We start from the raw sequence: 25,542 nt of genomic DNA on the forward strand, positions 1-25,542 counted from the left end.
ATGAGCACGTGCCAGGCGGGCGCGGCGTCAGTGGAAGAAGTGCCGCTCTCCGGTGAAGTACATCGTGACGCCCGCTGCCTTCGCGGCCGCGATGACGTCTTCGTCGCGGATGGAGCCGCCGGGCTGCACGATCGCGGAGACACCGGCTGCGATGAGGATCTCGGGGCCGTCGGCGAACGGGAAGAACGCGTCGGAGGCCGCGACCGATGCCGCCGCCCGCTCGCCGGCCCGGCCGACCGCCAGGTTGCACGAGTCGACGCGATTCACCTGACCCATGCCGACGCCGACGGAGGCGCCGTCTTTGGCGAGCAGGATCGCGTTGGATTTGACCGCGCGGCAGGCCTTCCAGGCGAACTCGAGGTCGGCACGGGTGGCCGAATCGGCCTCCTCACCGGAGACGAGCGTCCAGCCGGCCGAACTGCCATCCTCACCGAGAGGCACTGTGTCGAACCGGTCGCTGTCCTGCACGAGCAGGCCACCCGAGATCTGGCGGAACTCGGTCGTCGCGCGCGCGTAGTCCGCCGGCAGCTGCAGGATGCGGAGATTCTTCTTGGTCAGGAGCAGCTCCAGCGCCTCCGGCTCGAAACCGGGGGCGATGAGGACCTCGGTGAAGATGCCCTTGACGGTCTCGGCCATGGCGAGCGTCACGGTGCGGTTGGCGGCGATCACGCCGCCGTACGCCGAAACGGGGTCGCACGCGTACGCCTTGAGGTGCGCGTCGGCGATGTCGGCGGCGACGGCGATGCCGCACGGGTTGGCGTGCTTGATGATCGCGACAGCCGGCTCGGCGAAGTCGTAGGCGCTGCGGAGGGCCGCGTCGGCGTCCACATAGTTGTTGTACGACATCTCCTTGCCGCCGAGCTGCGTCGCCTGGGAGATTCCGCGCCCGGCCGGGTCGGCGTAGAGCGCCGCGGCTTGGTGCGAGTTCTCGCCATAGCGGAGGGTCTGCTTCAGCTCGGCGCGCACCTCGAAGCGTTCACCGAATCGGGCGGACACAGCGTCGGCGGTGGACGGCGCCTCCCCCGCGAACCACGCGGCGACCGCCCCGTCGTAGGAGGCCGTGTGCGCGAACGCCTTCGCGGCGAGGGCACGGCGCTGATCGAAGCTGGTGCCGCCCGCGGCGATCGCGGCGGCGACCTCCTCATAGTCGTCGGGCGAGACCACGATCGCGACATTGGCGTGGTTCTTGGCAGACGCACGCACCATCGCCGGCCCGCCGATGTCGATCTGCTCGACGACGTCGTTGCCGACCGCGCCGGAGGCGACCGTCTCGACGAACGGGTACAGGTTGACGACGACGAGCTCGAACGGCTCGATACCGAGGTCTTTCAGCTGCTCCTCGTGGGAGGCGAGGCGGAGGTCGGCGAGCAGACCCGAGTGGATGGCCGGGTGCAGCGTCTTGACGCGCCCGTCGAGCGACTCGGGGAAACCGGTCACCGACGCGACATCGGTGACCGCGTGCCCGGCGTCGCGGATGGTCTGGGCGGTGGAGCCCGTCGACACGATCTCGACTCCGGCCTCCGCCAGCGTCGCAGCGAGTTCGAGGAGGCCCGTCTTGTCGCTGACCGAGATCAGCGCGCGGCGAATCGGGACGACGTCTCGTTCGCGGTAGAGGCTGGCGTCGTGTCGGGGTCCGCTCATACTCGGGAGAGCTCCTTGAGGTCGATGTGTCCGTTGGCGATGTCGAGGACGGCGTCGATCAGGAGGCGCCGCTCCACGGGTTTGATGCGTTCGTGCAGGCTGGCCTCGGAGTCGCCCGGCACGATCGGAACGCGCTCCTGGCTGATCACGGGGCCGGCGTCGACGCCGTCGTCGACCACGATGAGGCTGGCGCCGGTCTGGGTGGCGCCGGCCTCCAGAGCGTCGCGGACGCCGTGCGCGCCAGGGAACTCCGGCAGATAGGCGGGGTGCGTGTTGATGAGGTTCGGCGAGAACGCCCGCACGACGCGCGGCGGCACGAGGCGCATGAAGCCCGACAGGATGACCAGGTCGGGCTCCCAGACCCGGATCTGCTCCAGCAGGGCGTCGCCCCACTCCTCGCGGCTGTCGTACGACGTGAAGGGCACCGTGAACGACGGGATGCCGAACTCCTCGGCGTGCTCGAGCCCGTCGGCCTCTCGGTCGGCGCCGACCGCGACCACCCGGGCGGGGAACTCGGCGTCGGATGCGGCCTCGAGCAGAGCGCGCAGATTGGAGCCTCCGCCGGAGATCAGCACGACAATCGAGAGCACGCGACAAGCCTACCCATCCGAGGAGGTGCGCTCAGACCATCGCGGCCCCCAGCGCGACGGGGCGATCGTCTAGAGCGCGCGGTAGAGCGCTGTTCCCGTCAGCGCTCGTTCGCTCTCATCGTCTCGCGCGACCTCCGGCCAGCAGTCCGATGATCGCCGCGACGGCGACCTCCACCGCGGCGAATGCACCGACCAGCCACGGATTCGGGCCGACGTCGTGCAGGCGGCCAGGGCCGAGGGCTCCCGCCGACCACCAGGCGAGGAGTCCGAGTTGGACGCCCGCGACCACGCCGATCCCCAGCGCGGTGAGAAGGAGGGCGAGCGCACCGTCGGCGTGCGCCCTCCTGGTCGCGCGCAGCAGCGCGGCGGCGACGAAGCCCGCCAGCAGCGGCACGAGCACGCCGACCAGCCCGAAGGTGTAGCCGTGGGCCGGGATGACGCCGAAGAGGGGCACGCCAGGAAGCGGCCCGAGCACGGTGCCGATCGGGCTCACGGCCGACCCGGTGCCGATCGCGAAACCCGGGCCGACGAGCCACGACATGAGCCAGATCACGAGGTTGGGCAAGAAGGCCAGCTGCGCGATGGTGAGGGCGACGCCGCCCGCGACCCCGGTCTGCAGCTGTTCGTAGAGGCTGATGATCGCGCCGTAGTTGCCGAAGATCAGCAGCGCCAGGATGAGCGCGGATACCCCGATGACGATGGCGGTCGCCGCACTCCCGGCCCGCAGGGCGCCCAGCATCCCCGCACGCACGGGTGCGGGGATGGCACCGACCCGGGCGCGGACGGCGACGAGCGGAGCCGCGCCCCCTCGCGCGCCGATCGATGTCTCGTCGCCGCGGTCGTCCGCGTGGTCGCCGGGTCGATCGCTGCGGTCGGCGGGGCGCTCGGCCGCTCGGGCGGAGGTTCGCTCCCTGGTGTCGCGGAGGGCCGCGAATGCGAACCCGATCCCGATGCCCAGCGCGTAGACGAACGGAGGCAGCACGATCCCCTGCCACAGGGACGGGGTCACCAGTGCGCTCCCGGCTGTCAACGTCACGAGCACGGAGACGGCGAGGAACACGGCGAGCGCGGAGATCGCGCCGGTACCGCGGTAGGGCGTCTCCGCCGCGCGCAGGCCGGTGCGGACGCCGAGGCCCGCGGTGAGGGCGGCGAACCCCAGGAGCGCGATGGTGACCTGGAAGGGAGCTGCGGCCCCGGGGAGCCCGAGGGACCCCACGGTCTGCGGGTCGAGGGTCACCGTCAGGTTGACACCGTGCCCCACCAGCCAGATGTCGGCCGCGGCCTTCCAGATGACCGCGAAATCCCCGGTCAGGTGGTATTGCGCCGCCCACAGAACGGTGAGCGGCACCACGCAGATCCCGATGCCGACCGCCGCCACGATGGCCGCCTCCAGCGCGGCGAGCAGGGCGACGGTTGTGCGATTCATGACCGGATGGAGCCTACCGGTCGCGGGGCCGTGCATCCGGTAGACACTTCGACACCCGGGCGACAGTGGAGGTTTCGCAAACATATTGCATCTGCACCTCTTGCATTTATGCCCGATTCTCTGGTTTGCTGTGGCCATGAAGAAACACACCAGAGTGAACAAGGTCCGCTCCCGCGTCGCCGCCGTTGCCGTCGCGACGGCGGCGTCGGTCGGTCTCGTCGTCGGCACGGCGGTGCCGGCTGAGGCCACGATTTGGCACTACGTGTCGTCATCGTGGGTCGAGGCGTATGCGGGATCCACGTCGAACACGGCGCGTGACGGGATGCTCCAGGCCTATGCCCTGCTCGGCAACGACTACAAGTGGGGCGCGCGCTCGTCGAGTTCGACGCTCGCCGTCGTGAACGGATTCAACCTGACACACAAGGCCCAGCTCTTTCGCGACGGCAAGTTGATCGTTTCGAGCTGACACCCATGAGACGGAGCCAGAGGTCGCCCGGTCCTGGCTCCGTCTCCCTACGCGCGTCCCACGCTGAGAGCACATATGACACGTCCTCTGAATCGCATCGCCTCCGTCTTCGCAGCGGCCACGCTCGCGGCGGTCATCGGCGGCTGTTCCACCCAGCCTCCGGCCGCGGCCGACGGCAAACTCGCGGACTCATACACAGCATTGATCGAGGAGAAGCTCGATGGCGAATTGACGGACTTCGAGACGGAGGTGCTGGAGCGCGCACTGGGCCGCGGGACGATCTCACAGGGCGACTACGAAGCTGCGCACGAACGCTATCGCGAGTGCATGGCGCGCCACGGCGTCGCAACCGAACAGCGCCGCTTCCCCAACGGAGTGATTCACTCCACCCCACCTGGCCCGAACGACGAGTTCACACTCGAACAACTCGTCGAATTCGATTACATGTGCGCAAAATCGACAATCTTCGTCATCGACGAGCTCTACGTCGTTCAACAGGGGAACCCTGGGCTTCTCCGTGATACGTCGGCGGCGGGCACCGCATGCCTCCTCCGCGAAAAGCTCGCACCGGAGTCCTTCAGTCGAGACGACTTCGAGGCGGCGTTCGGACCCGGACACGACAACTACGACAGCCTCCCCTTCGACGTCAAAGACGAGAGGGTGCAAATGTGCTTGTTCACGGCGCACATCGTGATCGGGTTCGCGGAATGACAGTGCGGAGGCGGTGGGTCGGGCTCGCAGTTGTATTCGGCATCGTGTCGACAATCACAGGCTGCGCACTCTCCGAGGTGCGCGATGGCGGCAGACTGGCCACCTCCTACGTCGTCCTCATCGAGCAGGATCTCGCCCGTTCTCGCGCGACGACTTCGCCAGGACATTCGACGGTCCCGGATTCAGCGAGTACGACCGTCTCCCCTTCGACGTCCGGGACGAACGCGTGCACATGTGCCTCTCCGTCGCCGGCATGGTGATCGGATTCGCTGAGTGATCCGCCGCATCCTGCTCCCCGTCGCCGCTGCTCTCGCCGGGCTCGCGGCCGGCATCCTTCTCGTATCGACCTTTGCGCCGCCGGCGCCCGACAGCCTCCAGAAGCCGACCGCCCCGCCCACGCTCGGCCTCCAGGAGACCGAGTTCCGGGACGAACGCTCCATGGGTCTGACCGCCGACGTTGATCGCACCGCCGCCATCGCGCTGAACACGAGCGGGATGGTGACCGCGTCCAGCTGCGTGTCCGGCGGCACCCTCGAGAGCGGCGGTGTGATCGCGCACATCGATGCGGCGCCGATCGTGGCGCTCGCGAGCACCACCCCGCTCTTCCGCGATCTCGCCCCGGGCGACGAGGGAACCGACGTCGAGGCGTTGCGGCAGGCCCTGCGCGGTCTCGGTTTCGACGTGGACGCCGAGGGCACGTACAGCGCAGCAGTCCGGGACGCTGTGAGGCAGGTGCAGCGCCTCGCCGGCATCGCGCCCGCGGACGGGTCGCTCCGGCTCGCCTCCGTCGCGTGGCTCCCCGCACGTTCGGTCGCGGTCTCCTCCTGCGAGGTCACCGTCGGCGAACGCTACGAACTCGGGAGCCCCGTCGCCGAAGTGCCGGGCACCCTCCGCTCGCTCACCCTCGTGACCGGCGAGGCGACCGTGGTCGTCCCCGGCGACCGCACCATCCGACTCGGCGCTCAGGAATTCGCGATGCCCGAGAGTGGAGCGATCGTCGACCGCGCCGTCCTCGACGTTGTCGCCGCTTCGCCGGAGTACCAGGCGAACGCCGCGAAGACGAAGGACTCGCCCCTCTCCGTCTCCGCGCGCCTCGTCACACCGCTTCGCGTCGTCGCCGTACCACCGGGCGCGTTGGTGGGAGGCGCGGCGGATATGCGGTGTGTCCAGCTGGAGGGCGGGGCGACGGCCCCCGTGCGGATCGTGGCGAGCCGGCTCGGCTCCTCCTTCGTCACCTTCGACGGCGACATCCCGAAACGCATCCGGATCGGTGCCTCGGTGACAGCGAAAGCGTGCGCGTGAGCACGGGAAGCTGCGCGCGGCTGGAGCTCCGCGGGGTCGCACACGCCTTCACCCCGGGCGCGCCGATCTTCCAGGGCCTCACCGAGACGATGTCGCCCGGTGAGGTCTGGGCCGTGACCGGACCGTCGGGGGCGGGCAAGTCGACACTGCTCTCACTGCTCGCCGGCTGGGAGTCACCGACCGCGGGCGACATCGAACGCATCGGGATCGACACGGTCGGCTGGGTCTTCCAGAACCCGCACGGCCAAGCGCACCGGACCGCGCTCGATCATGTGGTCTACCCGATCATCGCCCGCGGCACCGCGCGGCCGGAGGCCTCCCGGCGGGCGGAGCACATCCTCGACGAGCTGGGGCTCCGCGCCCTCGCCGAGCGGACCTTCGCCCAGCTCTCGGGCGGGGAGGCGCAGCGGCTCATGCTCTGTCGAGCGATCGCCACGGAGCCGGACCTCCTGCTGGTCGACGAGCCGACCGCCCAGTTGGACCGCACCAATGCGGCGACGGTGAACAGCGTCCTCCGGTCGCTCGCCCGCATCGGCGCCATCGTCGTCGTGGCGACCCACGATCACGACACGGTCGCCTCGTGCAGCCATCGGCTGACGCTCGACCGGGCGCCGGTCGCGACGGGAGACGCGCGATCGTGAGGCTCACCCGGTTCCGGTCCCTGGTCGGTGAGAGCCGACGCAATGTCTCGACCAGTCCGTTGCGTTCGTTCGTCCACGGTGCGGTCTTGTCGTCGGTCATCGTGGTGTCCGCCCTGCTCGACACTCTCACGATCGCCGGGCTGGAGGGTCAGGCGGAATCGTTCCGAGCGGCGGGCGGCGCGACGCGCGTGCTCTCGTCACCCGGCGCGGTCGATCGTGACCGTTGCGAGAGCCTGACGTCGGCGGCCGGGTTCGCCGCCTCCGGGTCGCTCGCGCAGCGGGAATCGATCGCGCTGCTGGAGCCGGGGTCGAGCGCCGTCCCGGTCTACGACGTCAGTCCGGGGCTGGCGTCTCGTCTGGGTATCGTCGACACCGGGCTCGGCGGCGTATACCTCGCAACGACGTTCGCGACCGAGCTCGGAGCGGATCGCGGCACCGTGCTGATGACGCGCGAAGGTCCGGTGACGGTCCTCGGGACGTTCGTTCCCGGCCCGCGCGAGGGCGGGTCGTCGCGGCTCTCGTCCGCTCTCGTCTCGATCGTGCCCGCGACGGGAACATCGTCGGAGTGCTGGGCGGACACCTGGCCCGCCAGCCGGGACCGCGACCCGCTCCTGCTGACCGCGCTCTCACCCGATGCGCCGTCGAAGGAGACGTCGATCGACCCGCTGAATCCGGTCGTCGGGCAGGAGTTCTCCGGCGCTGAGGCCTTCATCGAACGAACGACTCGGTTCGCGCCGGGTGCCGCCGCCGTCGGCTCGCTGCTACTCGGTGTCGTGTACTCGCGGACTCGCCGGCTTGAGCTGGCCAGTTCGCTGCATGCCCGCGCGAGTCGTGCCTTCGTCACCGGGACCATGGTCGCCGAGGCCGCATTCGTCGGCCTCTCAGCGTTGGGGATGGCTGCGCTGACCTACGGGGTCCTCGTCCTGCTGCTGGGGGTGAAGGTGGGCACCCTGCTTCCGGCATTGGCGCTCTCCGCCGGGATCACCGCGGCCATCTTCGTGACCGGCGTCGCGGCGGCGGCCTCCACGGTTCGCGAGAGCGACCTCTTCGCACTGTTCAAAGCGCGCTGACGACCCGAGCGCCCGTCTCCTCAGCGCGGTGGCGATGCACTCACGACACGGTCATGACGGGCGTGTCGTCGTCGGTGTCCTCCGGGAGGGTGATCACCGGCCGCTGCACGAGCTCGAGGATCGCGATGACCACCGCGGCGATCACCAGGGTCCAGATGATGAGCGCCGGGGTGAGGGGACGCACGAACAGCACGACCACGGCTGCGATCACGGCGACGGCGCTGCGCAGCAGCACTCGCTGCGCGTAGATCCACTGGCCGGCCCGGCCGGTCGTGATGCCGTGACGCTCCGCGGACTCCCGCACCCAGGTGACGCCCGAGCCGAAGAAGCCGCGAAGGCGTCGAGGGACGGTGAACGGGCCCGCGTACCACGCGACGATGGCGACCACGATCGCGAGCACCAGAACGGCGACACCGGTGTCCTTCATCGCCGTCGAGATGGTGGTGTACAGCGTCCTCGCCACTCCTGCCGGAACCAGCGCCGGGGAGGCCGACGCGATGAACACGATCTGACCGATGCTGATGCCGGCGACCACGACGATCATCGCGACCCCCAATGCGCACGCCGCTCCGATCAGGGCGAGCGAACGCCGCCGCGCGACGATCACCCCGAGCGCCAGCAGACCGATCGACACCCAGGGCAGCCACGCGCCCGCCGCGATGGCGAGGTTGTAGAAGACCTGCAAGGTGGGGATGGACGAGTTCTGCGCCACCGTGATGGTCCTGTCGATCGACGGGATCTGCGCGGCGAACGTGATCCCCTGATCCTCCAGCAACTGCTTGACGCGATCGATGATGGGGCCGAGCTGCACGCCGACCGACCCGTCGGACCCGATCGCGATCGCCGCCTTCGGGTCGCCCTGCATCGTCGCCACCAGCTGCGTATGGCTCGCGCGCAGCGCGTCCTGCCAGACCTGAGCAAAAGCGTCTGAGGAGACGAACCGCCCGACCGTCGACTGGATCAGCGACACGATGCCCTGTGCGAGGGGCGCCTTGAGAGCGTCCAACGCCCTCGTCGCCACCGGACCCGTGCCGAGGCCCGTGATCCCGTCGATCACCTGCGAGGTCAGCTGTGGGATGTCGACGTGCTCTTGAATGGCCTTGACGGCCTGGTCGGTGACGTACTGCTGTACGCCCGGGTCTTTCGCTAGCGGCGCGTAGGTGGCGACGAACGTGTCCGTGTCGGTCAACTGCACCTTTGCCCACGACGCGACGACGGCGACCGGGGCGAGGATCGCCCCGATCACGATGAGCACGACGGCCAACAGCGTCCAGGCCCAGCCACGCTCGTGCTTCGGCTCGGCCGCAACGATCTCAGGCAGTGGCTCGGTCGCGTTCTCGTCGAGCCGGTTCCTGAGTGCGGCGTTCTCCGCTTCGAGGGCCGCGACCCGCCGCGCGAGGTCTGCGTTGGTCAATCGTGGCATCGGTTGCATCCCCCTCCGGGCGGTGATGCTCACTGTAGCGCCGGGGCAGGCAGCACGAACAGGCCCGGAAACCGGCTGCGGAGAAACGGAAAGGGCCGGACTCCGTGGAGGAGTCCGGCCCTTTTCCCGTTGACGCGGTGGCTTCGTTACAGCGCTGCGTGAACCTCGCGCAGCAGCGCGGCGGTCTCGGACGGGGTCTTGCCGACCTTTACGCCCGCGGCCTCCAGAGCCTCCTTCTTCGCCTGCGCCGTGCCGGCCGAACCGGAGACGATCGCGCCGGCGTGGCCCATGGTCTTGCCCTCGGGCGCAGTGAAGCCCGCCACGTAGCCGACGACCGGCTTGGTGACGTTCGCCTTGATGAAGTCGGCCGCGCGCTCCTCGGCGTCACCGCCGATCTCGCCGATCATGACGATCGCCTTGGTCTCCGGGTCGGCCTCGAACGCGGCGAGCGCGTCGATGTGGGTGGTGCCGATGATCGGGTCGCCGCCGATTCCGATGGCGGTGGAGAAGCCCAGGTCGCGGAGCTCGTACATCATCTGGTAGGTCAGCGTGCCGGACTTGGAGACCAGGCCGATCGGTCCCTTGCCCGTGATCGTTGCCGGAGTGATGCCGACGAGCGACTCACCGGGCGTGATGATGCCGGGGCAGTTCGGGCCGATGATGCGCGTCTTGTTGCCCTTCTCCTTGGCGTAGGCCCAGGCCTCGGCGGAGTCCTGCACCGGGATGCCCTCGGTGATGACGACCAGCAGCGGGATCTCGGCGTCGATGGCCTCGACCATGGCGTCCTTCGCGAACGCCGGCGGCACGAAGATGATCGACACGTCGGCGCCGGTCTTCTCGACCGCTTCGACGACGCTGCCGAACACAGGCAGCTCGACCTCGCCGTGGGTCACCGTGGTGCCGGCCTTGCGGGCGTTGACGCCGCCGACGACCTGGGTGCCGGCCTTCAACATCAGCGCGGTGTGCTTGGTGCCCTCGCCGCCAGTGATGCCCTGGACGATGACCTTGGAGTCCTTGTTGAGGAAGATAGACATTCTCTGATTCGTCCTTGCTTACTTCGCGGCCAGCTCGGCAGCCTTGTCGGCGCCTTCGTCCATGGTGAGTGCGAGGGTGACCAGCGGGTGGTTCGCCTCGCTGAGGATGCGGCGCCCCTCCTCGACGTTGTTGCCGTCGAGACGGACGACGAGCGGCTTGTTGGCCTCGTCGCCGAGGATCTGCAGCGCTTTGACGATGCCGTTCGCGACCGCGTCGCACGCGGTGATGCCGCCGAAGACGTTGACGAAAACGCTCTCGACCTGCGGGTCGTTCAGGATGACGTCCAGGCCGGCCGCCATGACCTCGGCGGACGCGCCGCCGCCGATGTCGAGGAAGTTCGCCGGCTTGACGCCCTTGTGCTTCTCGCCGGCGTAGGCGACGACGTCGAGCGTGGACATGACCAAGCCCGCGCCGTTGCCGATGATGCCGACCTGGCCGTCGAGCTTGACGTAGTTGAGGTTCGCCGCCTTGGCCTTGGCCTCCAGCGGGTCGGCCGCGTCTTTGTCCTCGAGCGCCTCGTGGTCGGGGTGACGGAAGTCGGCGTTCTCGTCGAGCGAGACCTTGCCGTCGAGGGCGATGATGGCGCCCTCCTCGGTCAGCACCAGCGGGTTGACCTCGACCAGGGTCGCGTCTTCGCCGGTGTAGACGTCGTAGAGCTTGACGAAGACATCGGCGACCTTCGCCACCAGCTCGTCGGGGAAGCCGGCGGCCGTAGCGATCTCGATCGCCTTGGCCGTGTCGATGCCGCCGCGCGGGTCGACCTCGATGCGGGCGAGCGCCTCCGGCTTCTCGACGGCCAGCTGCTCGATCTCCATGCCGCCCTCGACGCTCGTGAGCGACAGGTAGGAGCGATTGGCCCGGTCGAGGAGGACCGAGAAGTAGAACTCGCGGGCGATGCGGGCGCCGCCGGCGACCATGACCCGGCGCACGACGTGGCCCTTGATGTCCAGTCCCAGGATCGCCTTGGCGGCCTCTTCGGCGTCGTCCGGCGTCTTGGCGACTTTGACGCCGCCCGCCTTGCCGCGGCCTCCGGTCTTGACCTGCGCCTTGACGACGGTGACGCCGCCCAGCTTCTCCGCGGCCGCGCGGACCGCCTCCGGAGTGTCGGCGACGATGCCCGGAAGGACCGGGACGCCGTACTTCTCAAACAGGTCTCTGGCCTGGTACTCGAATAGATCCACGGTTATCCAATCCGCTGATGCCCGGCGCGCTCGTGACGCTCCGGCTGATATCTCCTGGGCGGCCCGGCGGGAGAATAGCTCGACGCCGAGATAAATTCGCCAGTGAAAACTTTAGCGTGTTCGACTGAACAGCCCGAATCCGTTTCTCCTCCACAGCGGCCAGCGCGGACGACTACTCCACTGATCCGGTCGTGACCGGCCCGAAGCGGGTCGTCGACCGCGACCGTGGAGGGCATGACACATCGCATATCGCCCTTCGTGACCGCCTTCGTCCTCGCCGGCATCGCCGTCTTCCTCGGCATCCTGCAGGCCCTCATAGTGACGCCTGATGCCCGCGCGCTCACCGGCGCCGGGCACGGGCCAGGCTACCTGTCCCGCGACGGCTGGTGGCTCGGCACCTACCGCATGGACGACGGGGAGCAAGGTTTCTGCCTCAATGCCGGAAAGCCCAGCCCGACCGGCCACGGACTGGACTATGCGGACGCCGCCGCGCTCGGGTGGTACACGCCACAGCAGGCGGCCTCGCTCGCCTACATCTCCCGCAGCTGGGCCGGCACCGGCGACCAGTTGACAGCGGCGGCGGGCCAGATCGCCACTTGGCTCGTCGCCGGGCTGAACGGGCACAGCCCCGAGGAGGTCGCGTCGCGCGCGGGAGCCGACGCCGCGCAGGTACTCGCGCGCGCCTACGAGATGGTGGACGAGGCCGCCCGCCTGGGATCCAACGCGGTACGCGCCGATATCGTCGTCGAGCTGGCCGAGACGGGGCCAGGCAGACTGCGCGTCGAACTGACCGTCGTGCGACCGTCCGGGTCTGAGCTCGTCGCCCCCGGGAGCCACCTGGCCAGGGTGACACTCGACGGCGCCTCCTTCGGCGATGGAAGCACGACGGCAGAGATCTCGACGGGGACGGACATCGAGATCACCCCGACGGGAACCGAGTCCAGCGTGATGGTGGGCGCTCACGCGGAGCTCTCCGCCCTCCCCTACGGCGATCGCATGCTGGTCGCGGTGCCGCACGACGACGCGCAGGCCGTTCTCATCGCCGTGCCCGCCACGGCCGACGCGCACGCGGAGGCCTCGGCCACGGGTCCGTCGCCGCTGCCGTTCCAGCCGTTGGTCGCGACGGTGACCAGCGCGGCGAACGCGGAGCCCGGCGCCGTCGTCCACGATCGCCTCACCGTGACCGTCGACACCGCAGACGGACTGCTGCCGTCGTGGGGCGTCCGCGCGACCGACGATGGCTTCGAACCGGTCGACGCGATCGTCGAGAGCACTCTCCACGGGCCGTTCAGCGACCCGATCGTGGAGTCCGACACCGTTCCAGAGGGCTCACCGGTGGTGTGCGTCGTCGAGACGGCCGTCAACGGGACCGGCGAGTACGAAACACCGGAGTGCACGCTCGCGGCGGCGGGACACTACGTCTGGACGGAGCGCATCGATCCCGCGGTGGTGGACGCGGACGCGGGCGGCGAGCGAATCCGGCCCTGGCAGTCGGCGTTCGGCATCGCATCGGAGATCACGATGGTCTCGGCACCGGCCGAGACCGCGCCGGCTCAGCTCGCGGCCACGGGAGATCGTGTGGAGACGGGTCCCGTCGCACTCGCCGCGACCCTCGTCGGTCTCGGGATCGTGTCGACGCTGATCGCAGGCGCCGCCCGCCGAGGGGAGCACCGAGCCGCCCATCGAGGCGTTCGCCGATGAATCGCAGCCGCGCGGCCGGGCCGGTCGGGTGGATCATGGGCGCATGGCCGTCCCTGCCGCGCGGCATTCCGATCTCCGGTCGATCGCCGGCGAGGCGCTCTCCCTCGCCGGCGCCGGCCGCGCGCTGCTGCTGCAGATCGCCCACCCGGTGGTCGGGCGTGGTGTGGCCGAGCACAGCGACTTCGCCACCCGGATCGTGGACCGATTCCACGCCACGATGACGTTCATGTACGCCGCGGTGTTCGCGTCGCCGGAGGCGTTCGACGCGGTTCGCAGGCAGGTCAACCGGGCTCACGGTCCGGTGCATGCGCCCCGCAGCGGCGACCTTCCCGCCTACAGCGCGTTCGACCCCGATCTGCAGCTCTGGGTGTCCGCCACGCTCTACGCGACCATGATCGACCTGAACGAGCGGGTCTACGGGCCGCTCACGGCCGCATCGCGCGATCAGGTGTATCGGGACTACCGGCAGCTCGGGCTGAACCTCCAGCTCCGGCCGGAGGCCTGGCCCGGCGACACGGCGGGGTTCCAGCGGTACTGGGACGGGATGCTCCCTCGGCTCGCCGTGACACCTGCGACGCGCGAGGTGGCCGACCAGATCCTCCAGCCGAACGGTGTGCCCGTGTGGCTGAGACCCGCGCTTCCGGCGAGCCGGCTCGTCACGACTGGTCTCCTGCCGGCGAGCGTTCGGGAGCAGTTCGGACTGCCGTGGGACCACCGGCTCGAGCACCGGTTCGACCAGCGGATGCGCTGGGCCGCCGCGGTCTACCCGCACCTTCCCGCCACGCTGCGGCACCGACCGCGCGACGTCTATCTGCGGCGGTTGCTGCGGGCGAGCCTATAACTGCAAATACGATCGCATCAGTCGAGCCGGTCACCCAGCCGCGCACGTCCGCGGCCGGGTGAGCGGATCGTGCGCCGCCGGATGGTCGCTCAGGCGCTCAGGCGCTCAGGCGCTCAGGCGCTCAGGCGCTCAGGCGCTCAGGCGCTCAGGCGCTCAGGCGCTCAGGCGCTCAGGCGCTCAGGCGCTCAGGCGCTCAGGCGCTCAGGCGCTCAGGCGCTCAGGCGCTCAGGCGCTCAGGCGCTCAGGCGCTCAGGCGCTCAGGCGCTCAGGCGCTCAGGCGCTCAGGCGACGAGGATGCTCGATCCCGCGTGCGAGCAATACGAGCGCGATCCCGACTCCCGCGCCCAAGGCGGTCTCAATGACCCGGTCGACGAGCAGCGTCCCGAGCGGAGCCGGTGCAGCGAGATGCGAGACGGCGAGCGCCATCGGAGTGACGAAGAGCAGGGCGTAGCCGTAGTGCCGCCCGACCAGCATCTCCGCGAAGAACTGGCAGATGATGATCACGAGGATCACCACGACCGCCGGAGGTGACCAGAACAGCACGACGGCGGCCACCCCGACGCCGCCGATCGTGCCGAGGATCCGGTGGAGCGACCGCGAGATCGAATGCGCCGCCCGCGCCGGAGGGATGACGGCTACGAGGCTCACAACCGCCCAGTACGCGTGGCCCAGCCCCAGCGTCAGCGCCACTCCTCCCGCGATCAGCACGCCGACGGCGTTCTGCGCGGCGGTGAGCCAGACGCGCCCATCTCGGAACACAGTCGTGTCGATCCCCGGCCGACGATGGAGCTTCTTGAGCAGCACCGCCCCCGTCCGGGCAGCGCGATCACCCGCCCAACGGCGGACGACCCATCCGGACAACGTGAGCACCCACGAGAAGGCCGCCACCGCGGCCGCCAGCCCGATCCGGGGAAGCGCGTCCTGCGCAGTCGTCGGTACGGCAGCGCAGACGAGCAGCGCGAAGACGAAGAACAAGGGCTGCGTCGGCAGGAGTTGGAACGCGGTCGCAAGCAGTGTGCCGGCGACGACGACGAACACGAGCAGCACGGTCACGAGCCACAGCGGTTCGCCCGCCACGGCGACGAGCACCCCGAGCGAGATGCTCACCAGCATCGCGACCGCCGCGATCGACACGCTGCGCAGCCGCAGCCGGTACGGCTCGTTGCGGCCGTACAGCGCGGTGAACGCACCGAACGTCGCGTACGCGGCGAGATCCAGACGCCCGACGGCCCACAGGATGAGCAGCGGCACCGCAACCGCCGCTGCCGCCCGGAATCCGACCTCGACGCTCATCGTGGCGAGGCGCTGCCTCACAGGCGGCGCCTCACAGCTTGTCGATCGGAGCGATCTTGATGAGAAGCTTCTTCGCTCCCACCTTCTCGAACTGCACGTGGGCGACGCGCTTGGCTCCCTCACCGGTCACGTTCGTGACCCGGCCCTCGCCGAAGTCAGCGTGCCTGATGCGGTCGCCGGGCGCCAGCTCGAGATCGCCGTTGTCACGCACCTTGCCCGTCACCCGGTTCGGCCACTCGGCCTTCGGGCGCTCGGCCGGAGCGCTGCCGCCCACCGGGAAGCTCTCGTTCCAACGGCCCGCCGTTCCTCCGCCGAGGCCCGGCCGACGCGCGTTGAGCGCGCGCGACTGCGAACCGCCCCGGCCGTTCGCGGCGCCCGGCGACTGCTTCCAGTCGATCAGATCCGCGGGGATCTCCTGGAGATACCGGCTCGGCATCGCGACAGCCGTCTCACCGAACTGCGCTCGCGTCATCGCCAGCGATAGGAACAGACGCTTCTTGGCACGGGTGATGCCCACGTAGAACAGCCGGCGCTCCTCGGCAGGCCCCCCGGGCTCGTTCGCCGACATCCGGTGCGGAAGCAGGTCCTCCTCGATGCCGGTGAGGAAGACCGCGTCGTACTCCAGCCCCTTCGCCGTGTGGAGGGTCATCAGCGACACCGAGCCGCTCGAGTCGTCGATCTCGTCGGCCGCGGCGACCAGGGACACCTCGGTGAGGAAGTCCACGAGTGTGCCGTCTGGGTTGTTCCGCGCGAACTCGCGGGTCACCGCGACGAGCTCTTCCACGTTCTCGGCGCGGGCCTCGTCTTGCGGATCCCGGCTGTTGCGGAGCACGTCGAGGTACCCGCTGCCGTCGAGCAGGAACATCAGCACGTCGGCCACGGGCGAGACGCCGGCCGGGTTGGCCGGGTCGATCTTCGCCGTCGCCTCGTCGAGCATCGCGGAGAGCTGGAGGATGGCGCCGGTGACCTTGGGGCCGAGCCCGAGCGAGCCCGCGTCGCGCATCGCGTCGCGGAACGTGAAGCCGTTGTCCTCCGCGTAGCTCGCCAGCTGGGTCTCCGTAGCCGGACCGATGCCCCGCTTCGGAGTGTTGAGGATGCGGCGCAGCGCGAGGGTGTCGTCGGGGTTGGCCACCGTGATCAGGTAGGCCATCGCATCCTTGATCTCGGCGCGCTCGTAAAACTTGGTGCCGCCCATCACCTTGTACGGCAAAGCGGAGCGAATGAAGATCTCTTCCAGCGCACGGGTCTGCGCATTGGTGCGATAGAACACCGCCATGTCTTTGTAGTCCATGCCCGCGGCGTGGAGCTTCTCGATCTCGTCGGCGACGAACTGCGCCTCGTCGTGGCCGGAGTACCCGGTGTAGCCGACGATCTTGTCGCCGTTGCCGACCGCGGTCCACAGTTTCTTGTCTTTGCGGTCGAAGTTGTTGGCGATCACGGCGTTCGCGGCGCTCAAGATGTTCTGCGTCGAACGGTAGTTCTGCTCCAGCAGGACGACCTTGGCGCCGGGGAAGTCGCGCTCGAACTCCACGATGTTGCGGATGTCCGCGCCGCGGAACGCGTAGATCGACTGGTCGGAGTCGCCGACCACCGTGAGCGAGGCTCCCGGAATGGCGCCGACGACGTCGCGCAGCTTGCTGACGTTGCGTCCGTGCTGCTCCATCTCCTCGGCGACGTCGGGCGAGACCGGCATCGTCAGCTCGCGGATGAGGGAGTACTGGGCGTGGTTGGTGTCTTGGTACTCGTCGACAAGGATGTGCCGGAAGCGCGTCTGGTAGAGCGCCGCCACCTTCGGGAAGGCCCGGAACAAGAACACCGTCTCGGCGATGAGGTCGTCGAAGTCGAACGCGTTCGCACGCCGAAGGGCGCGCGTGTACTGCCGGAAGATCTCGAGGAACATCACCTCCTGCGGGTCGCTCAGATTGGCCGAGCGTGCGAAGGTCTCGATGTCGGTGAGTTCGTTCTTGAGCTTGGAGATGCGGCCAGCCGTGCCCGCCACCGTGAAGCCGAGGGTGTCGGCGTCGAGCTCCTTGATGATCCGCTTGATCAGGGCGCGCGTGTCGCCCGAGTCGTAGATCGTGAAGCTCTGCGTCTTGCCGATCGTCTCAGCCTCACGTCGGAGGATGCGCACGCACGCCGAGTGGAAGGTCGAGATCCACATGCCCTGCGCGCGGCCGCCCACGAGCTGCTCGACCCGCTCGCGCATCTCGTTGGCGGCCTTGTTCGTGAACGTGATCGCGAGGATCTCGCTCGGCCACGCCTCACGGCTCTCGATGAGACCGGCGATCCGGCGGGTGAGCACGCTCGTCTTGCCCGAGCCCGCGCCCGCGACGATGAGCAACGCAGCACCCCGGTACTCCGCCGCCTCGCGCTGCTGAGGGTTGAGCCCGGCGAACAGCCGGTCGGAGGGCGCACGCCCGCTGCCGCCGCGGCCCGCCCCTTGACCGTCAGCCCGCTCCGTCGCCGAACCGCCACCCGCGCGTTCGTCAGCCTCCCAGCCGTCGAGGATGATCGGCACGGAGGAGGGTGCGGCGGAAGCAGGAGGAGGGGCGTCGGGAAGGCTCGTCATGTCTCCAGCCATTTTAGCCGCCGCCACTGTCATCGCCGCCGAGAGCACCCCTCCATGCCGTCCCGTTCAGCGACCGTCCCGCACCGCGAGGGCCAGGTCGGGGTGGTCCACGAAGACGCCGTCCACCCCCGAGTGCAGCAGGATCGCGAAAAGCCGCCTCCAATCGCCCCACTCGTCGTCGCGCCCGCCGGAGCGGAACTCGCGCGGAAGCATGCAGTTCTCGGGTCGCAGCGTCCAGCAGTACACCGACAATCCGGCCGAATGTGCGAGGTCGACCAGGTCGGAGGTCACGGCCCCGATGTCCACGCCCCCCTCGCCCTCGCCGAACAGGCCGACCGCCACCGAGCCCGAGTGGAGGATCTGCCCGACGTCGACGCTGATCCCGTCGACCCGGTCTGCGGGCGACGCCGCGGAACCCAGCGCGTAGAGGCCGCGGAGGGTCACATCGGTCGCGTAGCCGGGAGCCGCGGCGCCGAGCGCGGCGACCCGGTCGGCGGGCGCGCCCTCACCCTCCACGAGGTACACCCGCCGCCCGCGGAAGCCGCGCACCTGCAGCTGCCCGAGCACCGTCTTCTCGAAGCTCTCCGCGACCAGCCCGGGATGATCGGTCCAGCCCGCGTCAGCGAGCGCATCCACGAACAGCTCGTCCAGCGGGAGACCGGCGGCCTCGAAATAGGTGGCGTGCTTGAGCTCGGCGACCAGGCCGAGCGCACGGCCAGCAGCGTCGGAGGCCGCGTCGACGACCTCCAGCACGTCCGACAGCCGGAGGATCGGGTATCGATCGTCGAACGTCGCGCTGGCCTGACGCAGGTGCGGCAGCCGTTCCCTCGCCCGCAGCACTGACAACTCACTCCAGGTGAAGTCCTCCGTGAACCACCCCGTCAGCGGGATGCCGTCGACCTCCTTCGTGGTGCGGCGGCCGGCGAACTCGGGATGGTCGGCGACGTTCGTCGTTCCCGAGATCTCATTCTCGTGACGCACGACGAGCACGCCGTCCTTCGTGGCGACGATGTCGGGCTCGACCGCATCGGCGCCGAGCGCGAACGCCAGCTCGTACGCCGCCCTGGTGTGCTCGGGGCGATAACCGGGCGCGCCTCGGTGGCCGATCACGGCGGGAGTCGAGCGGGCGCGCATGTGGCGATCCTAACGGGGAGGCCGGATCCGCCCGATGAACACGTCCGTCCGTTGCCCGCATCCGCCGCTTCACCTGTCTCCTGGCACGAGGTGACACAATCGGGATGTGCTCCACCCCGACGGCCTCCCCAGCAGCGCGCCGACGGCCTCCACACGGTCCGCCACGGCCGAAGGGCTGCGCCGCGCCTGGCACGAGCCGACGCGGGATCTGAACCTGCATTGGGGCGGCTATCGCGCCAGGTGGACAGGTGGGATCGCGATGATCGTGGTCGGCACCGCGTGCATCCTCGTCACGACCGCGTACAGCCTGCCGTTCCTCCTCGTCGGCTCTCTGGTGCAGCCGGCGGGCTGGGCCGTGCTGCCCTCGACGATCGGGCGACGCGTCGCGGTCGTCGTCCCAGTGCTGGGCTTCACCTGGCTGCTGCTCGGAGGCTCGGGCTTCGCCTGGTGCTACGCGATCATGCTGGCGGCCTGGCTTCTGGTGCGCCTGCGTCCTCTTCCCACGTTCGTGGTGCTGGCGCTCCCGATCGCGTCGAGCCTCGTGCTGCCGCGGTTCGTGACCACCTACGAGCAAGGCTGGATCACCATTCTGGTCAGCTCCGTGGTGGTTGCCGCGTCGGCGTGGCTTGCGCGTTGGGGCGCGATCGCACTGGATTCATGGCAATCTTCCAGACCTCTCAGAAAGCAATCCGATAGGTTAGACGAACCGAGACCGTAAGCGGTCCCCGACAAGCGAGGAACCCATGGCAACCTCCAATCCCGCCTTCTCTCAGAGCGCTGCCTTCAACGCGACCGCGAACGCGCAGCAGCTCGAAGAGCTCTACAACTCCCCGTCCGCGACGTCCGTCGACACGGACCGGATGACCGTCGACGACACGATCAGGAAGACAGCGGCCAGCTTCGGTGTCCTCCTCGTCGGTGCCGTGGTCGGTTGGTGGGTTCCGGGTCTCTGGGTCGTCGGCGCGATCGTCGGCCTCGTGCTCGCGTTCGTCAACATCTTCCGCAATCGGAAGAAGCTGCCGTCGGCCGCGCTCACGCTCGCATACGCGGGAGCCGAAGGTCTCTTCGTCGGCGGAATCTCGAAGATCTACGAGTCCTTCGCGGGCGGCGTCGTCGTCCAGGCCGTCATCGCGACGATCGTCGTCGTCGGTGTGACCCTCGCGCTCTTCGCCACCGGCAAGATCCGGGCCTCCGCTCGCGCGACGAAGGTGTTCTTCGCCGCCATGATCGGCTACCTCGTCTTCTCACTGGTCAACTTCATCCTGGTCTTGACCGGTGCCGTGAAGGACCCGTGGGGGCTCCGTGGTTCGTTCGAGATCTTCGGCATTCCGCTCGGCCTCGTGATCGGCGTGCTCGTCGTCATCATGTGCGCCTACTCCCTCGTGCTCGACTTCGATGCCATCCAGCAGGGCGTCAAGAACCGTGCGCCGCGAGCCTATGGCTGGGCGGGCGCATTCGGGATCATGGTCACCGTCGTGTGGCTGTACCTCGAGCTGCTCCGCATCTTCGCGATCGCGCGAAACTAGTCGCCAGATGCGAGAAGGGCCGGGATGCTGTGACAGCATCCCGGCCCTTTCTCACATCTGCGGGAGACTCACTCCCACTCGATCGTCCCAGGCGGCTTCGACGTGACGTCGAGCACGACACGGTTTACGCCGTCGACCTCGTTCGTGATGCGGTTGGAGATCGTAGCCAGCAAGTCGGAGGGCACGCGCGTCCAGTCGGCCGTCATCGCGTCCTCGCTGGAGACCGGGCGTAGCACGATCGGGTGGCCATAGGTGCGGCCATCGCCCTGCACGCCGACCGAGCGGACATCGGCCAGCAGCACGACAGGGCACTGCCAGATCTCGGCGTCGAGGCCGGCAGCCGTCAACTCGGCGCGCACGATCGCGTCGGCGTCGCGCAGCAGGTCGAGACGCTCCTGCGTCACCTCGCCGACGATCCGGATGCCGAGGCCGGGGCCCGGGAACGGCTGGCGGCCGACGATGACCTCCGGCAGGCCGAGCTCGCGGCCGATGGCGCGCACCTCGTCTTTGAACAGGGTGCGTAGCGGCTCGACGAGCTCGAACTGAAGGTCTTCCGGGAGGCCGCCCACGTTGTGGTGGCTCTTGATGTTGGCCGTGCCCGCGCCGCCGCCCGACTCCACCACGTCCGGGTAGAGGGTGCCCTGCACGAGGAAGCGGATGGGGTCGCCGTCGTTCGCGGCCTCGGCGATCAGGTCGGCCTGGGCCTTCTCGAAAACGCGGATGAACTCGCGGCCGATGATCTTGCGCTTGGTCTCGGGGTCGGAGACGCCCGCGAGCGCGGACAGGAACTGCTCCTGCGCGTTCACCGTGACGAGTCGCACACCCGTGGCGGCGACGTAGTCCTCCTCGACCTGGCGGGCCTCGTCTTTGCGGAGCAGGCCGTGGTCGACGAAGACGCAGACGAGCTGGTCGCCGACCGCCTTGTGCACGAGCGCGGCCGCGACGGCGGAGTCGACGCCGCCCGACAGAGCGCAGAGCACGCGTCCGCTGCCGACCTGGGCGCGGATCGCCGCCACCTGATCGGCGATGACGTTGCCACTGTTCCAGTCGGCCGGGATGCCCGCTGCGCGGTGCAGGAAGTTCTCGAGCACCGCCTGGCCGTACTGCGAGTGCTTGACTTCGGGGTGCCATTGCACGCCGTACAGGCGGCGCTCCTCGTTGGCGAAGGCGGCGACCGGGGTGTCTTCGGTGGACGCGAGCACCTCGAAGCCCTCCGGGGCGCGCGACACCGAGTCGCCGTGACTCATCCACGCGGTCTGCTGCTCGGGCTGGCCGTCGAGGAGGCTGCCCGCCCCACCGATCGCCGCGTCCGAGACGTGTACGGCGGTCGAGCCGTACTCGCGTCGCCCGGTCTTGGCGACCTCGCCGCCCAGGGCGGTGGCCATGACCTGGAAGCCGTAGCAGATGCCGAGCACCGGGACGCCGAGCTCGAAGATCGCCTCGTCGAGCTCGGGCGCGCCGTCTTCGTACACGCTCGACGGGCCTCCCGAGAGCACGATGCCCGCGGGGTGCTTGGCGGCCACCTCGGCCGCGGTGACCGTGTGCGGCACGATCTCTGAGTACACGTTCGCCTCGCGCACGCGGCGCGCAATCAGCTGGGCGTACTGGGCTCCGAAGTCGACTACGAGGACGGGACCGGACGGTGCAGCCGAGTCGGCTCCTCCGAGGATGTCCGAGAACGCTGCGTCAGTGCTAATTTGTGGCCTCCACGAAAGTCGCTGCCTCGGCCTCGCGGCCGGCCAGATAGGTCTTGACCTGCTTGGTGATCCTGGCCTCCACGAAGAACGAGAGGAAGGGCACGACGCCGCCGAGGGCGATCAGCACGAACTTCGTGAACGGCCAGCGCATCAGACTCCACAGGCGGAAGTCGGAGAAGAGGTACACGACGTAGAGCCAACCGTGCGCGATCAGGATGCCGGTGCTCAAGTCGACGCCGGTCGGTGCGACGGCGGTCTTCACCGGCACGAGGGTGAGGGCCCCGTAGTTGCTGAACGCGAAGAGCTGGTAGCCCAGGCCGTACTTCACGAGCATCTCCACGCAGAGCAGCAGGAGCATGATGCCGGTGACGTACGCGAACACCTGGTAGAACTTCAGCGCCCCGCGGATCTTCGGGAAGTCTTCGAGCTTGGGAGCGAGGGGCATGCGGCTAGTCTACTTTCCCGGCGCGAGCGCGAGCGCCGTCCACGGAGCTGTCGGCTGAGCCGTCACCGGTCCCCGCCGCTGCGCCGGCCTCGAGTTCGCGCTCCTCGTCCTCCCGCTGCTTGGCGTCCCGCACGAGCCGGTACCACAGGAAGATCGCGAAGCCGGCGAAGATGATCCACTCGGCCGCGTAGAAGATGTTGAGCCAGTTGAGCTCGGTCTGCTGGATCGGCGGGGGCGAGTCGATCTTCACCAACCCGGCCGGAGGCGTCTGCTCGACGGCGTAGGCGTTGTAGACGTCCATGCCGTCGACGCCCGTCCACAGGTTGTAGAGCTGGCCGACCCCGAGCGTCTTCATCGCCGTCGGGTTCTTCTTGTCGTCAGGCACCTGCGGCTGCTCGTCGGGGAGGATGCGCCCCACCATCCGCTGCGGCGTCTCGGGCTGCGACGCGAGCTTCGCCATCGCCGCCTTCGCCGCTGCCTCGCTCGGCGCCCAGCCGCGGGCCACCGCGAGCGCGATCGTGCGGCCTCCTCCAGCGTCCACATTCACGTGCGAGACGACCCACCAGCCGCTCGTGCCGTCGTTGAGGCGGTCATACAGCAGCTGGTCGTCGCCGCTGATCGCGGTGCCGGTGAACTCGACGAGCTGGCCGACGGCTTTGCTGGTGAGCGGGCCGCCCGGCTTCGCGACCTGCGTGAGCGGCAGCACCGTCTCGGTCGGAGCCTCCACCGCCTTGCCCGACTCGATCGCACGCTCCAGCTGCCACTGGCCGAGGGCCGCGAAACCCGCGGCGAGCGCCAGCGCGAAGATCAACGCTCCGATCCAGCGCGGGCGCAGCATCATCTTCAGCATCGTGGTGCCGCCCGGCTGCGCCGGGGTGCCGGCGCTCGGGCTGCCGGGGGTGGTGTCGATTGGTCAGTCCCGCTTTCGGTCGACGGTCGCGTCCTGCTGCTGCAAGGCCTGCTCGACGATCCGGTCCACAGCGTCGCGCGTGTCGCCCGCGCTCCTGTCGTCGCGGCGCGTATCGGAGTCGAGATCGGCGGTCGCCGCCTCGACGAGCGCGATCTCCTCATCGAGCATGGGATCGCGCTTCTCCCGCCGGTCGCGCCGTTTGGACGATCCGGACCGGAGAATCATCGCACCGATCTTCTCGGAGTTCGCTGCGAGGACCGGCCCGAGCACGGACATGATGAGCACGTAGAGCCCCGCGAACGGCACGATGCGGGCGTCGAGCCCGGCGCTGATCGACAGGGTCGCCAGGATGAGCGCGAACTCGCCCCGGTTCTGGAGGATGACCGTGGTGTTGATCCCCGCCTGCGGGCCGAAGCCGTTGATCCACGCGACGAACTGGCCTGCGAGAATGTTCAGCACGATCGTCATGGCGACCGCGATGAGCACGGGACCCAGGACGGACGGGAACTTCACCGGGTCGAGCTCGAGACCGAAGTTGAGGAAGAAGAACGCGGCGAACACGTCGCGCAACGGGAGCGCGATGTGCTCGATCTTGTTGCGGTACTTGGTGGCGCCCAGCACGAGTCCGATGAGGAACGCGCCGATCGCGTCGGTGACGCCGAGGAACTCGCCGATGCCCGCGAACAGGACCGCCAGGCCGAAGAAGAGGATCGTGAAGAGCTCGTCGTCTTTCGTGCGGAACAGCCGGGAGACGTACCTCCCGCCGAATCGCGCGAGTGTGAACATCACCACGAGGAACAGGAACGCCACCACGAGCTTGCCGACCACCGGCAAGAGCTCGGTCTCGCCGCTCAGCACCACCGACACGATGGCGAGGTAGATCGCGATGAAGATGTCCTCCACCACGGTGACGCCCAGGATCATCGGCGTCTCGGTGTTGGGCAGGCGGCGCAGCTCGATGAGCAGCTTGGTCACGATCGCGGACGACGACGTGGCCGTCATCCCGGCGATGATCAGCGCCTCCCGTGTGCCCCAGCCGACCCAGAAGCCGAACGCGAGCCCCACGCCCATGTTGATGAGGATGTAGGACCCGCCGGAGACGACCAGCTTGCCGAAGTTGCTGAAGAACTCGTCCTGGTCGAACTCAAGGCCGAGATTGAACAGCAGCAGGATGAGCCCGAAGATCGCGATGAGCTCGATGTAGTTGCTCTCGAAGCTCAGCGGGAACCAGCCCGTGTGCGGGCTGGCCAGCAGGCCGACAAGCATGTAGATGGGGATCGCGGGGAGCCCCACCAGCTTGCCGAGGCGCCCCAGCACGTACGCGACGAGCAGGAGGATGCCGAGAATGATGAGGTCTTCTCCGAGATGCATGGATCAGCCTCCCGGCGGCGCGTCGGCAGCGGCCCGCACGGTGGCCTCGCCGGTACGGAAGAAGGCGAAGGCCTTTGCGACCTTCTCGGGGGTGCCGGCGACCACGAGGGTGTCGCCGGGGAAGACCTTGAAGTCGGGTGCCGGGGCGGGGTTGGCGGCGTCGCCGCGCACGACGGCGACGACGGTCAACCCGACGAAACCGCGGTCGCCCGGAGCGCCGAGCTGCTGACCCGCGATGTAATCCTCGTAGTCGACGGTGAACCAGTCGATGCTCAGCCCCGGGATCTGATCGAGCGCGGTGAGCGTCTCGGTGATCTGGGTTCCGCCCAGGAGCTCGGCGAGCGTGTGCGCCTCGTCTTCGTTGAGGCGCAGCGAGACCTTCGTCACATCGGCGCCGTCTTCGTGATCCGAGAAGGTGACCAGGTCGCTGTGCCCGGAGCGATGAGCGATGACGCCGACTTTGCCCCCGTCATCTGTGACGAAGGTGTGCAACACCCCGACCCCGGGCAGTTTGACCCGTCGAACGTCAACCATTTTCCGTCTCCAACCGTTGCGGGCACTGGGTTCCA

General features: G+C 68.9%; 23 protein-coding genes. 9 read left to right on the forward strand and 14 right to left on the reverse strand.

Going from position 1 to position 25,542, the window contains the following annotated elements:
• Nucleotides 1-27 precede the first annotated feature (27 nt).
• The 3 genes from purH to ACPPVW_RS03075 form a co-directional block, all read right to left on the reverse strand.
• The gene (gene purH / locus ACPPVW_RS03065; protein WP_426625081.1) at nucleotides 28-1,641 is read right to left on the reverse strand and encodes a bifunctional phosphoribosylaminoimidazolecarboxamide formyltransferase/IMP cyclohydrolase; all 1,614 of its coding nucleotides are present in this window, start codon (nucleotides 1,639-1,641) and stop codon (nucleotides 28-30) included.
• Nucleotides 1,638-2,231, reverse strand: coding sequence for a phosphoribosylglycinamide formyltransferase (gene purN / locus ACPPVW_RS03070; RefSeq protein WP_426625082.1), 594 nt, complete (start codon nucleotides 2,229-2,231; stop codon nucleotides 1,638-1,640). The genes purH and purN overlap by 4 nt, the downstream gene beginning before the upstream one ends.
• 115 nt (nucleotides 2,232-2,346) lie before the next feature.
• The gene (locus ACPPVW_RS03075; protein WP_426625083.1) at nucleotides 2,347-3,657 is read right to left on the reverse strand and encodes a DUF6350 family protein; all 1,311 of its coding nucleotides are present in this window, start codon (nucleotides 3,655-3,657) and stop codon (nucleotides 2,347-2,349) included.
• A 136-nt stretch (nucleotides 3,658-3,793) separates the two neighbouring features.
• On the opposite strand from ACPPVW_RS03075, the gene ACPPVW_RS03080 reads away from it, so the two are divergent.
• The 5 genes from ACPPVW_RS03080 to ACPPVW_RS03100 all read left to right on the forward strand — a co-directional run bounded on the left by ACPPVW_RS03080 (nucleotide 3,794) and on the right by ACPPVW_RS03100 (nucleotide 7,847).
• Complete coding sequence (locus tag ACPPVW_RS03080; protein ID WP_426625084.1) at nucleotides 3,794-4,123, forward strand: hypothetical protein; 330 nt, start codon at nucleotides 3,794-3,796, stop codon at nucleotides 4,121-4,123.
• Between the two features lie 75 nt (nucleotides 4,124-4,198).
• Nucleotides 4,199-4,834 (forward strand): hypothetical protein, encoded by a 636-nt coding sequence (locus ACPPVW_RS03085; RefSeq protein WP_426625085.1) that lies wholly within the window; start codon nucleotides 4,199-4,201, stop codon nucleotides 4,832-4,834.
• A 273-nt stretch (nucleotides 4,835-5,107) separates the two neighbouring features.
• Complete coding sequence (locus tag ACPPVW_RS03090; protein WP_426625086.1) at nucleotides 5,108-6,136, forward strand: peptidoglycan-binding protein; 1,029 nt, start codon at nucleotides 5,108-5,110, stop codon at nucleotides 6,134-6,136.
• The gene (locus tag ACPPVW_RS03095; RefSeq protein WP_426625087.1) at nucleotides 6,133-6,777 is read left to right on the forward strand and encodes an ATP-binding cassette domain-containing protein; all 645 of its coding nucleotides are present in this window, start codon (nucleotides 6,133-6,135) and stop codon (nucleotides 6,775-6,777) included. Before ACPPVW_RS03090 ends, ACPPVW_RS03095 begins: the two co-directional genes overlap by 4 nt.
• Nucleotides 6,774-7,847 (forward strand): hypothetical protein, encoded by a 1,074-nt coding sequence (locus ACPPVW_RS03100; protein ID WP_426625088.1) that lies wholly within the window; start codon nucleotides 6,774-6,776, stop codon nucleotides 7,845-7,847. Before ACPPVW_RS03095 ends, ACPPVW_RS03100 begins: the two co-directional genes overlap by 4 nt.
• Before the next feature lie 40 nt (nucleotides 7,848-7,887).
• On the opposite strand, the gene ACPPVW_RS03105 is transcribed toward ACPPVW_RS03100, so the two are convergent.
• The 3 genes from ACPPVW_RS03105 to sucC all read right to left on the reverse strand — a co-directional run bounded on the left by ACPPVW_RS03105 (nucleotide 7,888) and on the right by sucC (nucleotide 11,486).
• Entirely contained in the window at nucleotides 7,888-9,270 is a 1,383-nt protein-coding gene (locus ACPPVW_RS03105) for a hypothetical protein (RefSeq protein ID WP_426625089.1), read from the reverse strand.
• A 146-nt stretch (nucleotides 9,271-9,416) separates the two neighbouring features.
• Nucleotides 9,417-10,304 (reverse strand): succinate--CoA ligase subunit alpha, encoded by an 888-nt coding sequence (gene sucD, locus ACPPVW_RS03110; protein ID WP_426625090.1) that lies wholly within the window; start codon nucleotides 10,302-10,304, stop codon nucleotides 9,417-9,419.
• A gap of 18 nt (nucleotides 10,305-10,322) precedes the next feature.
• Nucleotides 10,323-11,486 (reverse strand): ADP-forming succinate--CoA ligase subunit beta, encoded by a 1,164-nt coding sequence (gene sucC, locus ACPPVW_RS03115; protein ID WP_426625091.1) that lies wholly within the window; start codon nucleotides 11,484-11,486, stop codon nucleotides 10,323-10,325.
• 234 nt (nucleotides 11,487-11,720) lie between these two features.
• Between sucC and ACPPVW_RS03120 the strand changes: the two genes are divergently transcribed.
• On the forward strand, nucleotides 11,721-13,187 hold the full coding sequence (locus ACPPVW_RS03120) for a hypothetical protein (protein WP_426625092.1): 1,467 nt from the start codon (nucleotides 11,721-11,723) through the stop codon (nucleotides 13,185-13,187).
• 43 nt (nucleotides 13,188-13,230) lie between these two features.
• Nucleotides 13,231-14,028 carry an oxygenase MpaB family protein gene (locus ACPPVW_RS03125; protein WP_426625093.1) on the forward strand — a complete coding sequence of 266 codons (798 nt, stop codon included), beginning with the start codon at nucleotides 13,231-13,233 and terminating at the stop codon, nucleotides 14,026-14,028.
• Nucleotides 14,029-14,301: 273 nt separating this feature from the next.
• Here the strand turns inward: ACPPVW_RS03125 and ACPPVW_RS03130 are convergent, their stop codons facing one another.
• The 3 genes from ACPPVW_RS03130 to ACPPVW_RS03140 form a co-directional block, all read right to left on the reverse strand.
• Nucleotides 14,302-15,342, reverse strand: coding sequence for an FUSC family protein (locus tag ACPPVW_RS03130; RefSeq protein WP_426625094.1), 1,041 nt, complete (start codon nucleotides 15,340-15,342; stop codon nucleotides 14,302-14,304).
• A 10-nt stretch (nucleotides 15,343-15,352) separates the two neighbouring features.
• A complete protein-coding gene (locus ACPPVW_RS03135) occupies nucleotides 15,353-17,890 on the reverse strand; it encodes an ATP-dependent helicase (RefSeq protein ID WP_426625095.1) in 2,538 nt (845 codons plus the stop codon).
• Between the two features lie 66 nt (nucleotides 17,891-17,956).
• Nucleotides 17,957-19,024, reverse strand: coding sequence for a glycerophosphodiester phosphodiesterase family protein (locus ACPPVW_RS03140; RefSeq protein WP_426625096.1), 1,068 nt, complete (start codon nucleotides 19,022-19,024; stop codon nucleotides 17,957-17,959).
• 106 nt (nucleotides 19,025-19,130) lie between these two features.
• On the opposite strand from ACPPVW_RS03140, the gene ACPPVW_RS03145 reads away from it, so the two are divergent.
• Nucleotides 19,131-19,742 (forward strand): hypothetical protein, encoded by a 612-nt coding sequence (locus ACPPVW_RS03145; RefSeq protein ID WP_426625097.1) that lies wholly within the window; start codon nucleotides 19,131-19,133, stop codon nucleotides 19,740-19,742.
• Nucleotides 19,743-19,767: 25 nt separating this feature from the next.
• Nucleotides 19,768-20,550, forward strand: a complete 783-nt coding sequence (locus tag ACPPVW_RS03150; RefSeq protein ID WP_426625098.1) for a Bax inhibitor-1/YccA family protein — start codon at nucleotides 19,768-19,770, stop codon at nucleotides 20,548-20,550.
• Nucleotides 20,551-20,618: 68 nt separating this feature from the next.
• Here ACPPVW_RS03150 and guaA read toward each other — a convergent pair whose 3' ends face one another.
• The 5 genes from guaA to ACPPVW_RS03175 all read right to left on the reverse strand — a co-directional run bounded on the left by guaA (nucleotide 20,619) and on the right by ACPPVW_RS03175 (nucleotide 25,507).
• Nucleotides 20,619-22,220 carry a glutamine-hydrolyzing GMP synthase gene (guaA, locus tag ACPPVW_RS03155; RefSeq protein ID WP_426626239.1) on the reverse strand — a complete coding sequence of 534 codons (1,602 nt, stop codon included), beginning with the start codon at nucleotides 22,218-22,220 and terminating at the stop codon, nucleotides 20,619-20,621.
• 22 nt (nucleotides 22,221-22,242) lie between these two features.
• Complete coding sequence (locus tag ACPPVW_RS03160) at nucleotides 22,243-22,692, reverse strand: DUF3817 domain-containing protein (protein ID WP_426625099.1); 450 nt, start codon at nucleotides 22,690-22,692, stop codon at nucleotides 22,243-22,245.
• A gap of 4 nt (nucleotides 22,693-22,696) precedes the next feature.
• Nucleotides 22,697-23,533, reverse strand: coding sequence for an SURF1 family cytochrome oxidase biogenesis protein (locus tag ACPPVW_RS03165; RefSeq protein ID WP_426625100.1), 837 nt, complete (start codon nucleotides 23,531-23,533; stop codon nucleotides 22,697-22,699).
• 72 nt (nucleotides 23,534-23,605) lie between these two features.
• Complete coding sequence (locus tag ACPPVW_RS03170) at nucleotides 23,606-24,973, reverse strand: cation:proton antiporter (RefSeq protein WP_426625101.1); 1,368 nt, start codon at nucleotides 24,971-24,973, stop codon at nucleotides 23,606-23,608.
• Between the two features lie 3 nt (nucleotides 24,974-24,976).
• Nucleotides 24,977-25,507: a cation:proton antiporter regulatory subunit gene (locus ACPPVW_RS03175; protein ID WP_426625102.1), complete on the reverse strand. Its 531-nt coding sequence runs from the start codon at nucleotides 25,505-25,507 to the stop codon at nucleotides 24,977-24,979.
• Nucleotides 25,508-25,542: the final 35 nt, after the last annotated feature.

Origin of the sequence: Leifsonia sp. McL0607 (assembly GCF_049993355.1) — a bacterium.
GTDB lineage: Bacteria > Actinomycetota > Actinomycetes > Actinomycetales > Microbacteriaceae > Leifsonia.

Excerpts from the sequence above, each read along its gene's own strand:
- sucD (WP_426625090.1), bottom strand. The coding sequence starts at position 10,304 with ATGTCTATCTTCCTCAACAAGGACTCCAAGGTCATCGTCCAGGGCATC.
- ACPPVW_RS03075 (WP_426625083.1), bottom strand. The coding sequence starts at position 3,657 with ATGAATCGCACAACCGTCGCCCTGCTCGCCGCGCTGGAGGCGGCCATC.
- ACPPVW_RS03160 (WP_426625099.1), bottom strand. The coding sequence starts at position 22,692 with ATGCCCCTCGCTCCCAAGCTCGAAGACTTCCCGAAGATCCGCGGGGCG.
- ACPPVW_RS03080 (WP_426625084.1), top strand. The coding sequence starts at position 3,794 with ATGAAGAAACACACCAGAGTGAACAAGGTCCGCTCCCGCGTCGCCGCC.
- purH (WP_426625081.1), bottom strand. The coding sequence starts at position 1,641 with ATGAGCGGACCCCGACACGACGCCAGCCTCTACCGCGAACGAGACGTC.
- ACPPVW_RS03140 (WP_426625096.1), bottom strand. The coding sequence starts at position 19,024 with ATGCGCGCCCGCTCGACTCCCGCCGTGATCGGCCACCGAGGCGCGCCC.
- ACPPVW_RS03135 (WP_426625095.1), bottom strand. The coding sequence starts at position 17,890 with ATGACGAGCCTTCCCGACGCCCCTCCTCCTGCTTCCGCCGCACCCTCC.
- ACPPVW_RS03175 (WP_426625102.1), bottom strand. The coding sequence starts at position 25,507 with ATGGTTGACGTTCGACGGGTCAAACTGCCCGGGGTCGGGGTGTTGCAC.
- ACPPVW_RS03150 (WP_426625098.1), top strand. The coding sequence starts at position 19,768 with ATGGCAACCTCCAATCCCGCCTTCTCTCAGAGCGCTGCCTTCAACGCG.
- ACPPVW_RS03120 (WP_426625092.1), top strand. The coding sequence starts at position 11,721 with ATGACACATCGCATATCGCCCTTCGTGACCGCCTTCGTCCTCGCCGGC.
- ACPPVW_RS03170 (WP_426625101.1), bottom strand. The coding sequence starts at position 24,973 with ATGCATCTCGGAGAAGACCTCATCATTCTCGGCATCCTCCTGCTCGTC.
- ACPPVW_RS03105 (WP_426625089.1), bottom strand. The coding sequence starts at position 9,270 with ATGCCACGATTGACCAACGCAGACCTCGCGCGGCGGGTCGCGGCCCTC.
- ACPPVW_RS03165 (WP_426625100.1), bottom strand. The coding sequence starts at position 23,533 with ATGATGCTGCGCCCGCGCTGGATCGGAGCGTTGATCTTCGCGCTGGCG.
- ACPPVW_RS03085 (WP_426625085.1), top strand. The coding sequence starts at position 4,199 with ATGACACGTCCTCTGAATCGCATCGCCTCCGTCTTCGCAGCGGCCACG.
- ACPPVW_RS03125 (WP_426625093.1), top strand. The coding sequence starts at position 13,231 with ATGGCCGTCCCTGCCGCGCGGCATTCCGATCTCCGGTCGATCGCCGGC.